This window comes from Frigoribacterium sp. ME-P-080 (assembly GCF_030209595.1).
Classification (GTDB): Bacteria; Actinomycetota; Actinomycetes; order Actinomycetales; family Microbacteriaceae; genus Frigoribacterium.
Genome location: NZ_JARVRR010000009.1, coordinates 28,784 through 42,797, shown reverse-complemented (window position 1 = coordinate 42,797; position 14,014 = coordinate 28,784). Strand labels below are relative to the sequence as shown.

The window sequence follows — 14,014 nt, the reverse complement described above, 5'->3', positions numbered from 1 at the left end:
GGGGGACAACCGAGGGGCCCCTCGTGGCCGAACATGAGTCGTGGTGATCCTCATGGACGAAACGCGCGAACTCCCCCTGTGCACGCTGTGCGCGTCGCCGACCCGTCTCGAGCCCAACCCGTTCTACGGCACGGCCCTCTCGGTGCACCGTCACGTGCTCGTCTGCACCTCGTGCGCGACCGTCGGCTTCGCCCCGGCCGTCGCCGACGCCCCCGAGGAGGCGCGGCTCCGGTCCCGCCCCGTCGGCCTGCGTGCCCGCGTGGCCGGCTGGTACCGCGCGCTGCCCTGACGCCGCGGCCGTGCCTCCCTGGGCGTCCCGTGTCGCCGAGCGGTCGGTCAGCCCTGCGGCCGGCCGCCGCGGGAGCGGTCGGTCAGCCCTGCGACCGGCCGCCGCGGGAGGCCGCGGCATGCTCGGCGTCGGCCTGGAACCGGCCGGCCGCCTCGGCGTCGAGCTCGGTGCCCGCGCCGCAGTAGGCGCAGGTGTAGACGTGCTTCGTCGAGTACGGGATCACCGGGATGAAGAACAGCGTGAACCACCGACGGTGCTTGACCAGTCGCTGCGCGGCCTCGTTGCCGCAGACCCGGCAGACGAAGAAGAGGACGCCGAGCAGGGCGCTCGTGCCCTTGGTGCCGAAGATGATCATGCGCTCACCCTAGGCGGCGTCGGAGCAGCCGGCGGGAGCGGGTCCCGGGGCCTGGTGGCCCCGGGACCCTGTTCCTAGCCCTTGCGCACCAGGTCGACCGCGAACCGGGCGACGGTCACGACGAGAGTCGCGATCTGCCACCACGGCACGGTCTTCCTGGGCGGGCGGCGGTCGTCGTCGGACATCCGCTCCCTCCTCTCGGTGTTCGCGCCGGCGAACACCGCGAGAGAGCCAGGGACCCACCCCGTGGGATCGACGTTTGCACGTCGATCGTCATGGGATTACACTTCCGATCAGATGAAGCGGGATCTCTGTTGGGTCCCTGGTTCTCTTCACGGAGAGCACATCGAAGCCCGAGATCGGTTGGACGGTCTCGGGCTTCGCCATGCCCGGGGGTCGTTCCGGCGGTGCGACTCGAGCGGGCACGCGGGCACGCGGAGCCCGCCCCGCCTCACCCGGCGCGGAACCGCCGCAGGCGCAGGCTGTTCGTCACGACGAACACGGACGACGCCGCCATCGCCGCGCCGGCCAGCACGGGGTTGAGCAGCCCGAGCATCGCGACCGGGATCGCCGCGACGTTGTAGGCGAAGGCCCAGAACAGGTTGCCCTTGATGGTGCCGAGCGTGGCCCGTGACAGGCGGATGGCGTCGGCCACCCCGGCGAGCTCGCCGCTGACGACGGTCAGGTCGCCGGCCGCGATGGCCGCGTCCGTGCCGGTCCCGAGGGCGATGCCCAGGTCGGCGGTGGCGAGGGCCGCCGCGTCGTTGACGCCGTCGCCGACCATGGCGACGACGCGACCCTCGGCCTGCAACCGGGCCACCGCCTCCACCTTCTGCTGCGGGGTCGCCTGCGCCACGACGTCCGCCGCGGCGATGCCGACCTGCGCCGCGACGTGCCGCGCCGCGCCCGCGTTGTCGCCGGTCAGCAGCACGGGTGTCAGGCCCAGGCCGCGGAACCGCTCGACGGCCTCGCGCGCACCGGGCTTCACGGTGTCCGCGACGGTGACGACACCGCGCACCCGACCGTCCCAGGCGACGGCGACGGGGGTCGCACCGGTCGCCTCGGCGGCGGCGAACGCCCTCTCGAGCCCGGGAGGCGCGGTGACCGACCACTCGTCGGCCAGCCACCCGGGGCGGCCGACCAGCACGAGCGTGCCGTCGACGAAGGCCAGCACGCCGGCCCCGGCGTGGGCGGTGAACTGCTCGGCGGTCGGGACGACGACCCCGCGCCGGGCGGCCTCGGCCTCGACCGCGCGGGCGACCGGGTGCTCCGAGCCGGACTCCACGGCGGCGGCCCGGGCCAGGACGTCGTCGACCCCGGTGGCCGCGGCGTCGTCGAGGACGACCTCGCGCACGCTCATCCGCCCGGTCGTGACCGTCCCGGTCTTGTCGAGGACGATCGTGTCGACCGTGCGGGTGCGCTCGAGCACCTGCGGCCCCCGGATCACGATGCCGAGCTGCGAGCCGCGGCCCGTGCCGACAAGCAGCGCGGTGGGCGTCGCGAGCCCGAGCGCGCACGGGCAGGCGATGATCAGGGTGGCGACGGCGGCGGTGAACGCGGTCTGCAGCGACCCGGCGAAGAAGCCCCCGCCCCCGGCACCCTCGACGAAGCCGCCGAACGCGAGCCAGCCGACGAAGGTCAGCACGGCCAGCCCGATGACGACCGGCACGAACACGGCCGAGACCCGGTCGGCCAGTCGTTGCACCTCGGCCTTGCCGCTCTGCGCCTCCTCGACGAGGCGACCGAGCCGGGCGAGCTCGGTGTCGGCCCCGACGCGGGTGATCTCGACGAGCAGGCGTCCGCCCACGTTGAGGGTCGCTCCGACGACGCGGTCGCCCGGGCCGACCTCGACCGGCACCGACTCGCCGGTCAGCATGCTCAGGTCGACCGCCGAGGTGCCCTCGCGCACGAGGGCGTCGCTGGCGATCGCCTCGCCCGGACGGACGACCACGAGGTCGCCGGGCACCAGACCCGCGGTGGCGACCCGCGCCTCCTGACCGTCGCGCAGCACGGTGGCCTCCTTCGCGCCGAGTTCGAGCAGGGCGCGCAGGGCCTCGCCCGAGCGGCGCTTGGCGCGGGCCTCGAGCCAGCGGCCGAGCAGGATGAACACGGTCACGGCCGACGCGACCTCGAGGTAGAGCTCGGTCGGACCGCCGTGGGTGGCGACCAGGCTGAACGACATGTGCATGCCCGGCCGGCCGGCGTCGCCGAAGAACAGGGCCCAGAGCGACCAGGCGAAGGCGGCGACCACGCCGACGCTGACGAGGGTGTCCATGCTCGCGGCGCCGTGGCGGAGGTTGACGGCCGCGGCGCGGTGGAAGGGCCAGGCGCCCCACACGGCGACGGGGGCCGCGAGGGTCAGCGCGAGCCACTGCCAGTTGGTGAACTGCAGGGCCGGGACCATCGAGAGCACCACGACCGGCAGGGCGAGGGCGGCGCTGACGAGGGTGCGCCGGCGGAGGGCGTCGACCTCGGTGGCCCGGGCGTCCGGGGCGGCGTCGGACGAGCCGTCGGCCGCGCGCGTCGGGGACGCAGGAGGCGCGGGCACGGTGGCCCCGTACCCCGCGGCCGCCACCGTGGCGATGAGCGCGTCGACGTCGGGCACCCCGGGGTCGCCCTCGCGTGCGTCGTCGACCGCACCGGCCACGACCCGCACGTGCGCCTTCTCGGTCGCGTAGTTCACCGAGGCCTCGACGCCGGGGAGCTTGTTGAGCTTGCGCTCGATGCGGTTGGCGCAGGAGGCGCAGGTCATGCCGGTGATGTCCAACTGCACCGCGTCGGGTGGCAGGGTGCTCCCGGTGACGCCCTCGCCCGGCCGACCCGCGCCTCCGGCGGTGGTCATCGTGCGGAGAGCTGGTAGCCGGCCTCTTCGACGGCGGCGCGCAGCTGGTCGTGCTCGACGGTGGCGTCGGCCTGGACCGAGACGGTGGACGCGCCTCCGGGGTTGAGGTCGACCTCGACCGAGTCGACGCCGTCGACCTCGGAGAGCTCTTCGGTGACGCTCGCGACGCAGTGCTCGCAGGTCATGCCGTCGACCTGCAGGGTGGTGATGGTGGTGTCGGTCATGCGCTGTCCTCTCGATCGGGCCTCAGCTTATACCCCCTAGGGGTATCCCTGCCAGGCCTGCCCGCCGGTTGTCCCCCACCTCCGAGATGCCTCCGAGACGGCCCGGCCTCCAGGGAGGCCGACTACTAACGGAGGGGTACCCGCCAGGACGGCGGGAGAGAGAAGGCACCCGACCATGACCGAGATCACCGCACACCACGGCCTCTTCAAGGACACGAACCTGCACGTCGACGACACCGGCGGCACGGGTCGCACCGTCGTCCTGATCCACGGCTGGCCCCTGTCGGGTGAGTCCTGGAGCAAGCAGGTCCCCGCGTTCGTCGAGGCCGGCTACCGCGTCGTCACGTACGACCGCCGCGGCTTCGGACGCAGCGACAAGCCCAAGACGGGCTACGACTACGACCACCTGACCGAGGACCTGCACACCGTCCTCACCGAGCTCGACCTCGACGACGTCACGCTCGTCGGCTTCTCGATGGGTGGCGGCGAGGTCGCGCGCTACTTCAGCACGTACGGCACCGAGCGCCTGCACAGCGTCGTCTTCGCCTCGGCCGTGCCGCCGTACCTGCTCAAGACCGACGACAACCCCGACGGCCCCCTCACCAAGGAGGCCGCCGCCGAGATGACGGCCGGCCTGACCAAGGACGAGGACTCGTTCTACGACGACTTCACGACCGGCTTCTTCTCGGTCGACGGCGTGCTCAAGGTGTCCGAGGCCGACCGCCAGGACGCCCTGCGCCTCGCGAAGCAGGCGGACAAGGCCGCCGCGCTCGAGGCCATGGCCTCGTTCGCGAACACCGACTTCCGTGACGACCTGACCAAGGTCACCGTGCCGACGCTGGTCATCCACGGTGACGGCGACGCGACCGTGCCGTACGAGGGCTCGGGCGCCCGGACGCACGCGGCGATCGCCGGGTCCGAGCTGCACGTGATCGCCGGCGCACCGCACGGCGCGAACGTCAGCGACGCCGACGAGTTCAACCGCGTCGTGCTCGAGTTCCTCAAGAAGTAGAGCGGAACTCGACGCGACCGCAGGAGGCGCGGCGCCGGTCCTCGAGACCGGCACCGCGCCTCCTGCGCACCGGCTTCGACCCCTCGGACACGACCACCCCTCGTTCGGGGGTGAAGGTCACGGGCGGGTAACGAAGTGACCGAGATCCAAACCTTCTCGCCCTCGGTGGCGAACCCTGTACATCCCCACCGGGACCAACTGACAAGGAGCTTCACCATGAACGCCTTCACTCGCAAGCGCATCACGAAAGCCGCCTTCGGCATCGCCGCCTCCGGCGCCCTGATCTTCTCGCTCGCCGCCTGCTCGTCCAACTCGGGCACCGCGACCGACACCTCCTCGACGTCGTCGTCCTCCTCGTCCGAGCCCAGCGCCGCGTCGACGCCCGCCGCGTCGATCGCCGACCTCAGCAACGGCGTCGACACCCAGGTCGCCGTCGACCAGTCCTTCGTCGACGCGATCACCTCGCTCGGCCTGACCCCCGGCGTCGTCGGCACCGCGACCTTCACCGACGGCACCTTCGCCTTCCCCATCACGGGCGGCAACGTCGACTACTACGGCCCCGACAGCGACGTGCGACCTTACGTCCAGGGCGAGATCGACCACGACGGCTCCGGCCTGTCGCTGACCTCGGCCGACGGCACCGTCGTCGAACTCACCGACTTCCGCATCGACCCGGGCGAGTCGAAGCTCTACGGCACCGTGACCGCCAACGGCACCGTCGCCGCCGAAGACGCCTACCTCTTCAACCTCTGGGGTGGCACGCTGAAGCCGATCCAGATGGAGGGCTCGAACGCCGTCCTCGAGGGCACCACGGTGCACATCAGCCCCGACGCCGCGTCGCTGCTGAACCAGACCTTCAAGACCGACGCCGTCCAGGACGAGATGCTCGTCGGCGTCGCGAAGATCACCGCCGCCACGGAGTAGTACCTGTCTGGCCGCACTCCGCCTCGCGAGGTGCGGCCTGGAAACCGGGTCGTCTCCGTGACGACGCACCGGCCCCGCCCTGCTCGACGGGGTCGGCGATCCCGGTGGACCCCGCCTCGTGCTCACGCACGGGGCGGGGTTTTTCCGTTGCCGCCCGGGGCCGGCCCGGGGTCAGGGGGTGCGGCGGCGGCGACCGGCGGAAGGCTCGGGAGGCGCGGCGGGCGGCCACGGGTCGGGCTCGGCTGCACTGCGGGCGATGAGCGCGCGGACGTCGGCGTCGTGCTGCAGCGTCCACGCCACGGCCGAGTTCAGCGACGACGCCGTGTGCAACCAGGGCCGACGCCCGCCCTCGTCGCGGCAGTGGGCGTAGACGTCGAACGCGAAGCCGCCCGTGACCGGCCGCTGGCGCACGTAGCCGAGCGGAGCCGCCTCGCCCTGCCGGATCAGCCACAGCCCCTGCCCGCCCGGGATCGGCGGGATCGCGCACGGATGCTCGGCCGGCGGCTTGCGCAGTGCCGCCCGCGCGTTCTCGAACTTCGTCTGCACGCCCATGTCGGCGACCGTAGGCGCGACCACCGACGTCCGGCGTACGACGAAAGTCGTACGGCAGGTCCCGACTCCCGCACCCGGTGCGGCCGCGGCGCAGCCGCGAGCGTAGAGGCATGATCACGACACCGACCCGAGAAGCCCCTCCGTCCCGCCGGCGCCACCCGCGCCTCCTCGTCCGCACGACCCGCACGACCCGTCTCGCCGCCGCCGCGGCCGTCGTCGCCCTGGGCGTCACGCTCGCCGGGTGCGCGTCCGGGGCGACGGGCGCGACCGCCGACCCCGCGCCTCCTGCTCCGCCTCAGCACCAGCCCGGCGGTCACTCGCTCACCAAGGACGACGTCGACACGTGGCTCGACGGCGCCGTCGGATCGGCGCTGCAGACGACCGGCATCCCGGGGGCGACCGTGTCGGTCGTCGCCGACGGGAAGGTGCTGACCGCCCGCGGCTACGGCATGGCCGACACGGGAACCGGCGAGACGCCCGCCGAGGCGGTCGACCCCGAGCGCACGCTGTTCCGCGTCGGCTCGGTGTCGAAGGTGGTCTCGGCCACCGCGATCATGCAGCTCGTCGAGAAGGGCGACCTCGACCTCGACGCCGACGTGCAGCAGTACCTCGACTTCGACCTCGACACCCCGAAGGGCGCCGTCACCCTGCGGCACCTGCTCACCCACACGGCCGGCTTCGAGGAGGTCATCGCGGGGCTGATCGGCACGCCCGGCAGCGAGAAGACGCTGCGCGAGGCCGTCTCGGAGGCGCCTCCCGCCCAGGTGTTCACGCCCGGCACCACCCCGGCGTACTCCAACTACGGAGCCACCCTGGCCGGGTACGTCGCCGAGCGCGTCAGCGGCGTCCCGTTCGCCGACCTGCTGCAGCAGGACGTCTTCGACCGTGCGGGCATGACCTCGTCGTCGTTCGCCCAGCCGCTTCCCGCCGACCTCGACGCCCGCCTGGCGCACGGCTACCCGGACGACTCGAAGCCCGCCGTCGCCACCGAGGTCGTCAACGCGGCCCCGGCCGGTGCGATGTCGGCCACCGCGACCGACATGGCCCGCTTCATGCTCGCCCAGCTGGGCGACCTGCCGGACGACCAGGCGCTGCTGCAGCCCGACACGCTCGCCGAGATGCACCGTCCCGCCCTCGGCGCCGACGACCTCGGCACGCTCGTGGCCGGCCAGCGCATGGACCTCGCGTTCTTCGACGACAGCACGCCCGGCCTGGCCGCCTTCGGCCACGACGGCGACACGCAGGTCTTCCACTCGGCGATGCGGATGTTCCCCGAGCACGACACCGGGATCTTCCTCAGCATGAACGGCAGCGGACGATCGGCCACGGCCTCCCTCGACCTGCGCACCACGGTGCTGCAGGGGTTCGCCGACCGGTACCTGCGTGACGCGGCGACCGTCGGCACGGCCGACACGGACAGCCGAGGAGGCGCGGGCACGGTCGACGGCGACGCCTCCGACGGTCCCGTGGCCGCCGACCTCGCCGGCACGTACCTCTCGTCGCGCTCCCCCGTCACCAACCCCGGCGCCCTGCTCGCCCTGAGCGGTCAGACCACGATCGTCCCCCGTTCGGACGGCACGGTCGCCGTCACCCCGAAACCCCTCGGCGTGACCACCGGCGTCTACGAGAAGGTCGGGACCGACCTGTGGCGAGAGGTCGGCGGAGACGCCCTGCTCGCGACGCGGACCACCGACACCGACGGGGACTCGACCGTCGAGGCGATCTCGTGGGGCGCCTCCTTCACCATGCTGCGGGCGCAGCCCTGGCAGGCGGCGTCGGCCGTGCTGCCGAGCGTGGTCCTGGCCGTCGTGGTGCTGCTCGCCTCGATGATCGTCTGGCCGGCCACCGCCCTCGCCGGTGTCGGACGCCGACGTCGGGACCTCCGGGCCGGCCTGTCGACGGGGTCGGCGACCACCACCCCGCGTCGCCGCGACCGCACCCTGTTGCTGTCGCGTCTGGGACAGGCGTCGACGCTGCTGGCCCTCGTCGGCTGGGCGGTCGTCGCGGTGCAGGCCATGTCGTTCGCCGAGGTGTCGGCCGTCACCCTGCGGGTCCTCCAGGGGCTGCAGCTGCTCGGCGTCGTCGCGATCGTGCCGGCCGCCCTGGTCGCCTGGCGGGCCGTGCGCGACCGTCGCGGCTGGGCCGTGGTGACCGGACGCGTGCTCGTCCTCGCGTCGCTCGTCGTGCTCGCCGGCTTCGCCTTCGGCTTCCGCCTCATCGCCCCGAGCGTGAGCTTCTGATGACCCGCCCCCAGCGCGACACCCGGGCCGACGGTGCACAGCCGTCGTCGGCCCGGGGCCGAGACGCCCACGGCACCTGGCATGCTCGGACGGTGACCACGACCCCCGACACCTCGCCCGCTCCGGGCGGTCCGCGCGGCCAGGCCGGTTCGGCCGGGCAGGCCGGTTCGGCCGGGCAGGCCGGGCAGGCCGGGCAGGCCGGGCAGGCCGGGCAGGCCGGTTCGGCTGGGCCCGGGATGGCGACGGTGCGCCGCGTCCTCGACCGGCTGGGCGTGCACACGGTGCTCGGCCGCGACGTCGCCCTCGCCGTCGTCTGGGCGCTCGTCACGGTGGCCTTCCTCGCCACGCTGCTGGCCGCGGGCGAGTTCTACGGGGCGAACCGCAGCATCCCGTCCGCCCAGATCGTCGCCGTGATCGTGCTGGCACTCGTCCAGCACGTGCCCCTGGCACTCCGGCGCGTCCGCCCCGTCACGGCCCTGCTCGCGGTCGCCGTCCTGCAGGCCGCCCTGCTCACCGTGCTGCCGACCGGCCTCGCCCTGTGGACGGCCGCCCCCGTCGTCACGGCCTACACGGTCGCCACCCTGCGGCCGACCCGGGACGTCGTCGGGGCGGTGCTCGCCGCCGTGGGCATCGAGGCCGTCGGTGCCGCCGTCGGGGCGTCGGCGATCGTCAAGGACCAGCTGGGCGCCCCCGCCGGGCTCGGCGAGGTCGGCGTCGTGGTCGAGGCGCTCGCCCTCGTGGCCAGCGCCGTGCTGATCAACGGCGTGAGCGCCGCCGTCGGCTCGTGGGTGGCCCTGCGCCGCGCCCACGACCGCGACGCGCGGGCCCGCGCGGCCGAGAGCGTCGAGCACCAGGCGGCGCTCACCCGGGCCGCGGTCGCCGCCGAGCGCACCCGCATGGCCCGTGAGCTGCACGACGTCGCCGCGCACCACCTCACCGGGCTCGTGGTGCAGGCCGGTGCCGCCGAACGCCTCGTCGACGGCGACCCCGAGCGCGCCAAGGAGTCCCTCCGCAGCGTCCGGGCCCAGGGCCGCGAGACCCTCGACGCGCTGCGGTCGATCGTGGGCATCCTCCGCGAGACCGGCGACGGACCGAGCGGCACCGTGCCGGTCCCCGGTCTCGGCGACGTGGCCGACCTCGTCGACCAGGCCCGCGCCTCCGGGGCCGTCGTCGCGTCGCACGTCGACGGGACGCTGCCCTCGCTGGCCCCGCTCGCCGACGTCACGGCCTACCGCACCGTGCAAGAGGCGCTCGTCAACGCCCGTCGGCACGCGCCGGGGGCGACGGTCGAGCTGCACCTGACCGCGACGGCCGGGTCCCTCGTGATCGTCGTCGAGAACGACCTGCCCGTCGTTCACGACACGTCGGGGGGCAGCGGCTTCGGGCTGGTCGGCATGCGTGAACGGGCCGACCTGGTCGGTGGGCGGCTCGACACCGGAGCGACCGCCGACGGCCGCTGGCGAGTGCGACTCGAGCTGCCGGTCGAGGCCGAGGCCTTTGCGGGCGGGCCGTCGGCGACCGCTGCGGCGTCCGGGGCCGACGGCAGGGCCGCCTCGGGGCCCACCTCGGGGCTCCGGCCGGGGCCGGACACGGGGATCACCGGCGGGGGTGCCGAGTGATCCGGGTCGTGCTGGTCGACGACCAGGCGATCGTGCGTACCGGGTTCCGGGTCGTGCTCGAGACGGCGGGCGGCATCGAGGTCGTCGGCGAGGCCTCCGGGGGGCGCGAGGCGGTCGACGTCGTGCGACGCACCCGACCCGACGTCGTCGTGATGGACGTGCGCATGCCCGGCGGCGACGGCATCGAGGCGACGCGGGCGATCGTCGACGCCCGCGTCGGGTTCGACGGCGGCGGGCTCGAGGGCGGCAGGCTCGGTGGGGGCGGGCTCGAGGGCGGCAGGCTCGAGGGCGGCGGGCTCGATGGGGGCGGGCTCGACGGCGTCGGGTTCGACGGCGGCGGGCTCGAGGGCGGCGGCTCCGGGGGCAGCGGCCGCGGCGCCGGACTCGGGACTGCCGACGGGCAGGAGGCGCGGGTCGGCTCGGCGGGCGCCCCCGCGGTCCTCGTCGCCACGACCTTCGACCTCGACGAGTACGTGTTCGGCGCCCTCGAGGCCGGTGCGAGCGGGTTCGTGCTCAAGGACGTCGAGCCCGACGAGTTCGTCGGCGCCGTGCGGGCACTCGCATCGGGGCGGGCCGCGATCGACGGTGCCACCACGCGGCGGGTGATCGCCGAGTTCACCCGACGCCGTCGGGCATCGGCGGTCGAGCCGTCGCCCGACGTCCTGACGGAGCGCGAGCGCGAGCTCGTCCGCCTGCTCGGCGAGGGGCTGTCCAACGACGAGATCGGCGAGCGCCTGGTGGTCGAGACGAGCACGGTCAAGTCGCACCTCACCCGCATCACGACCAAGCTCGGCACCCGCGACCGGCTGCAGACGGTCGTCTGGGCCTACCGTTCGGGCCTGCTGCCCTGAGCCCGGGGCCCGCGATCCGGGTCCCCGGGTTCGGGGTTCGGGGTTCGGGGTTCGGGGTTCGGGGTCGCGGGCTCGCGGCCCGGGCCTCCGTCCGCCGGCGCCCGTTCCGCACCGCCGTCTCTTCCTCACCCGGCGGCAGCCCCTGTCGCACCGCCTGCTGAACATCGCACCGCAAAGTTCGGCGGTGCGACGCTCAGACCGCGGTGCGACTCCTGGGCCGCCGCCATTCTCGAGCCGCAGTGCGACGCTCGGGCCGTGGTGCGAGGCTCGGGCCGGGCCCATCACGCTGCGGCCGCCCCTGTCGCACCGCCTGCTGAACATCGCACCGCCCACCTCGGCGGTGCGACGCTCAGACCGCGGTGCGACTCTCCGGACGCGGCGATTCTCGAGCCGTGGTGCAATGCGCGGACCGTGGTGCGACGCTCGGTCAGCGCCCGCCACGCGGCGGCCGCCCGTAGCGCACCGCCTGCTGAACGTCGCACCGCGCAGTTCGGCGGTGCGACGTTCAGACGGCGGTGCGATTCACGGATCGCCGGGGGGCGACGTCGTACGGGGGCAGCGGTCGGGTCAGGCGATCGGCTCGACCAGCGCGACGTGCTGTGTCGCCACCCGCACGGGCTGGCCGGCGAACGCCGCGGCCCGCGCCTCGGACTGCAGGTAGGCGGCCTCGACCTCGGCGAACCGTGCGGCGTCGCCGGGCGTGCTGACGGCCCAGACGAACTGGTTGGCGTCACGGTCCGCGTAGGCGAACTCGATCGCGAAGCCCTCGGACAGCCGAGCCGGGATCAGCGTCGAGGTGAACCACGCGACGAAGTCGTCGAGCACCCCCTCCATGAGCTCGTAGCGGCGCAACTGGACGGTCTTCGACGAGTCGGTCATGCCGCCACCCTACTGACGCCGCGCCTCTGCCCTGCCCCAGCCCCAGCCCCAGCCCCAGCCCCAGCCCCACAGCACCACGAGATGGCCACCGCACCACGACTAGTCCTGGCGCTGTGACCATCTCCTGGCGCCATGCCGACCCGCCACGCACGCCCGGCACAGCCCGGCACGGCGCAGCCCGGCCCGGCACGCCGGGTAGCGTGGCGGCGTGACCCCGCTGACGCTCGCCCTCGCCGCCGCGGCCATCGTGGTCGGCGCCCTCACGCAGCGCATGGCGGGCATCGGCTTCGCGCTGACCGCCGCACCCCTCCTCGTGGTGGTGCTCGGCCCCGAGGCCGGCGTCTCGGTCGGCAACGCCCTCGCCGCCGTGCTCGCGCTGGTCGTGCTGGCGAGCACCTGGCGCACGGTGCGGTGGCGGACGGCGGCCCTCCTCGTCCTGCCCGCCCTCGTGACGATCCCGATCGGCGCGTGGGTCGTGCAGACCGCCCCGACCGGCCCGCTGACCATCGCGGTGGGCGCCCTGGCCCTGGTCGGCGTGCTCGTGATGGCGTTCTCGAGCCGCGCGCGCCTCCTGCCCGGCCGCGTCGGCGCCGTGGCCGCGGGCACCCTCGGCGGCTTCATGAACGTGACCGCCGGCGTCGGCGGTCCGGCGCTGACGGTGCACGCCACGAGCGACCGCTGGCCCCGGGAGGTCTTCGTCGGCACCGGCCAGGTGTTCCTGCTGGCGATCAACCTGACCTCGGTGCTGACGAAGGGCATCCCGTCCGAGCCGGTCCCCGTCTGGGCGGGAGCCCTCGGCCTGCTGTTCGTCGGCGCCTTCGTCGGACACCACCTCAGCAAGGTCGTCCCGGCCCGGGTCGGCCGCATCCTCGTCCTGACGCTCGCGGCCGTCGGCAGCGCCCTCGCCCTCGTACGCGGCATCACCCAGCTCTGACCCGGCCGCACCCGGCCGAGGAGGCGCGGGTCGCCACCCCACGCCCCTCGCCTAGACTCGGCCCGCCATGCAGTGCGACTACTTCGACGCGGGGCTGTGCCGTTCGTGCACGCTCCTCGACCGCCCCTACCCGGTCCAGGTCGCCGAGAAGGAGGCGCGCGTCCGCGACCTCCTCGGCGAGCGCCATGCGCCCTCGGCCTGGCTGCCGACGCTGACCGGCCCCGAGTCGGGGTTCCGCAACAAGGCGAAGATGGTCGTCGGCGGCACGATCGACGAGCCGACGCTCGGCATCCTCGACGGCCGCGGGCAGGGCGTCGACCTGCGCGGCTGCGGGCTGCACACGTCAGGAATCCAGGAGGCGCTGCCCACGCTGGCGGCGTTCGTGACCCGGGCGCGCCTCCTGCCCTACGACGTCCCGCGTCGCCGCGGCGAGGCGAAGTACGTGCACGTGACCGAGTCGCCCTCGGGCGAGCTGATGGTGCGCTTCGTGCTGCGCAGCGAGCAGGCCCTGCCCCGGCTGCGGTCCGAACTGCCCTGGCTGCTCGAGGCCCTGCCCCGGGTCGCGGTCGTGTCGGTCAACCTGCTGCCCGAGCACAAGGCCGTGCTCGAGGGGACCGACGAGATCGTGCTGACCGAGCGCGAGACGCTCACCATGCAGCTCGGCGGGGTCGACCTCGAGCTGCGCCCCCAGAGCTTCTTCCAGACGAACACGGCGATCGCGGCCGGGCTCTACGCGCAGGCCGCCGAGTGGGTCGACGCGATCGATCCGGCCACGGTGTGGGACCTCTACTGCGGCGTCGGAGGCTTCGCCCTGCACGTCGCGCGCCCGGGCGCCGGCCGTTCGAGTCGGCACGCGCACCGCGAGGTCGTCGGCATCGAGACCAGCGAGGAGGCGGTGGCCAGCGCCCGGGGCAGCGCCCGTCGCGCAGGCCTCGAGCACGTGCGCTTCGCGGCCGACGACGCGACCCGGTTCGCGACGGGCGCATCCGCGGGGGCGGGGCCCTCGGGTACCGGCACCGCGCCTCCGGAGCTCGTGATCGTCAACCCGCCGCGACGCGGCATCGGGGCGACGCTGGCCGGCTGGCTCGAGGGGTCGGACGTCGAGCACGTCGTCTACTCGAGCTGCAACCCCGTCACCCTGGCGAGCGACCTCGACGCGATGCCGTCGTTCGACGTGGTCGCCGCGCGCGTGTTCGACATGTTCCCGCAGACGCCGCACCTCGAGGCGATGGCCCTGCTGCGTCGCCGCTGAGCGCTCCGCCGCCTCCCGACGACGAACCCCGTTCACGAAGA

13 protein-coding genes are annotated in these 14,014 nt (G+C 74.1%); 8 read left to right on the top strand and 5 right to left on the bottom strand.

What is annotated here, in order from left to right:
• Nucleotides 1-52 precede the first annotated feature (52 nt).
• A complete protein-coding gene (locus QRN23_RS13300) occupies nt 53-289 on the top strand; it encodes a hypothetical protein (protein WP_148053668.1) in 237 nt (78 codons plus the stop codon).
• Between the two features lie 82 nt (nt 290-371).
• Here the strand turns inward: QRN23_RS13300 and QRN23_RS13295 are convergent, their stop codons facing one another.
• The 3 genes from QRN23_RS13295 to QRN23_RS13285 all read right to left on the bottom strand — a co-directional run bounded on the left by QRN23_RS13295 (nt 372) and on the right by QRN23_RS13285 (nt 3,710).
• On the bottom strand, nt 372-644 hold the full coding sequence (locus tag QRN23_RS13295) for a zinc-ribbon domain-containing protein (RefSeq protein WP_043596621.1): 273 nt from the start codon (nt 642-644) through the stop codon (nt 372-374).
• A gap of 451 nt (nt 645-1,095) precedes the next feature.
• A complete protein-coding gene (locus QRN23_RS13290) occupies nt 1,096-3,486 on the bottom strand; it encodes a heavy metal translocating P-type ATPase (RefSeq protein WP_502874821.1) in 2,391 nt (796 codons plus the stop codon).
• Nucleotides 3,483-3,710: a heavy-metal-associated domain-containing protein gene (locus QRN23_RS13285; RefSeq protein WP_054145925.1), complete on the bottom strand. Its 228-nt coding sequence runs from the start codon at nt 3,708-3,710 to the stop codon at nt 3,483-3,485. The genes QRN23_RS13290 and QRN23_RS13285 overlap by 4 nt, the downstream gene beginning before the upstream one ends.
• Before the next feature lie 175 nt (nt 3,711-3,885).
• Between QRN23_RS13285 and QRN23_RS13280 the strand changes: the two genes are divergently transcribed.
• Complete coding sequence (locus QRN23_RS13280; RefSeq protein ID WP_192122836.1) at nt 3,886-4,722, top strand: alpha/beta fold hydrolase; 837 nt, start codon at nt 3,886-3,888, stop codon at nt 4,720-4,722.
• 216 nt (nt 4,723-4,938) lie between these two features.
• Complete coding sequence (locus tag QRN23_RS13275; RefSeq protein ID WP_123570978.1) at nt 4,939-5,646, top strand: hypothetical protein; 708 nt, start codon at nt 4,939-4,941, stop codon at nt 5,644-5,646.
• A 171-nt stretch (nt 5,647-5,817) separates the two neighbouring features.
• Here the strand turns inward: QRN23_RS13275 and QRN23_RS13270 are convergent, their stop codons facing one another.
• Nucleotides 5,818-6,198, bottom strand: coding sequence for a hypothetical protein (locus QRN23_RS13270; RefSeq protein WP_157485225.1), 381 nt, complete (start codon nt 6,196-6,198; stop codon nt 5,818-5,820).
• A gap of 110 nt (nt 6,199-6,308) precedes the next feature.
• Here QRN23_RS13270 and QRN23_RS13265 point away from each other — a divergent pair, with 110 nt between their 5' ends.
• The 3 genes from QRN23_RS13265 to QRN23_RS13255 all read left to right on the top strand — a co-directional run bounded on the left by QRN23_RS13265 (nt 6,309) and on the right by QRN23_RS13255 (nt 10,908).
• Nucleotides 6,309-8,438 (top strand): serine hydrolase domain-containing protein, encoded by a 2,130-nt coding sequence (locus QRN23_RS13265; RefSeq protein WP_285063790.1) that lies wholly within the window; start codon nt 6,309-6,311, stop codon nt 8,436-8,438.
• Nucleotides 8,439-8,530: 92 nt separating this feature from the next.
• Nucleotides 8,531-10,057 (top strand): sensor histidine kinase, encoded by a 1,527-nt coding sequence (locus tag QRN23_RS13260; protein ID WP_285063789.1) that lies wholly within the window; start codon nt 8,531-8,533, stop codon nt 10,055-10,057.
• Complete coding sequence (locus QRN23_RS13255) at nt 10,054-10,908, top strand: response regulator (protein ID WP_285063788.1); 855 nt, start codon at nt 10,054-10,056, stop codon at nt 10,906-10,908. The genes QRN23_RS13260 and QRN23_RS13255 overlap by 4 nt, the downstream gene beginning before the upstream one ends.
• A 567-nt stretch (nt 10,909-11,475) precedes the next feature.
• Here QRN23_RS13255 and QRN23_RS13250 read toward each other — a convergent pair.
• Nucleotides 11,476-11,787, bottom strand: a complete 312-nt coding sequence (locus QRN23_RS13250; protein ID WP_285063786.1) for a hypothetical protein — start codon at nt 11,785-11,787, stop codon at nt 11,476-11,478.
• A 208-nt stretch (nt 11,788-11,995) separates the two neighbouring features.
• Here QRN23_RS13250 and QRN23_RS13245 point away from each other — a divergent pair, with 208 nt between their 5' ends.
• Nucleotides 11,996-12,721 (top strand): sulfite exporter TauE/SafE family protein, encoded by a 726-nt coding sequence (locus QRN23_RS13245; protein WP_285063785.1) that lies wholly within the window; start codon nt 11,996-11,998, stop codon nt 12,719-12,721.
• Between the two features lie 67 nt (nt 12,722-12,788).
• The gene (gene rlmC, locus QRN23_RS13240) at nt 12,789-13,973 is read left to right on the top strand and encodes a 23S rRNA (uracil(747)-C(5))-methyltransferase RlmC (protein WP_285063784.1); all 1,185 of its coding nucleotides are present in this window, start codon (nt 12,789-12,791) and stop codon (nt 13,971-13,973) included.
• Nucleotides 13,974-14,014: the final 41 nt, after the last annotated feature.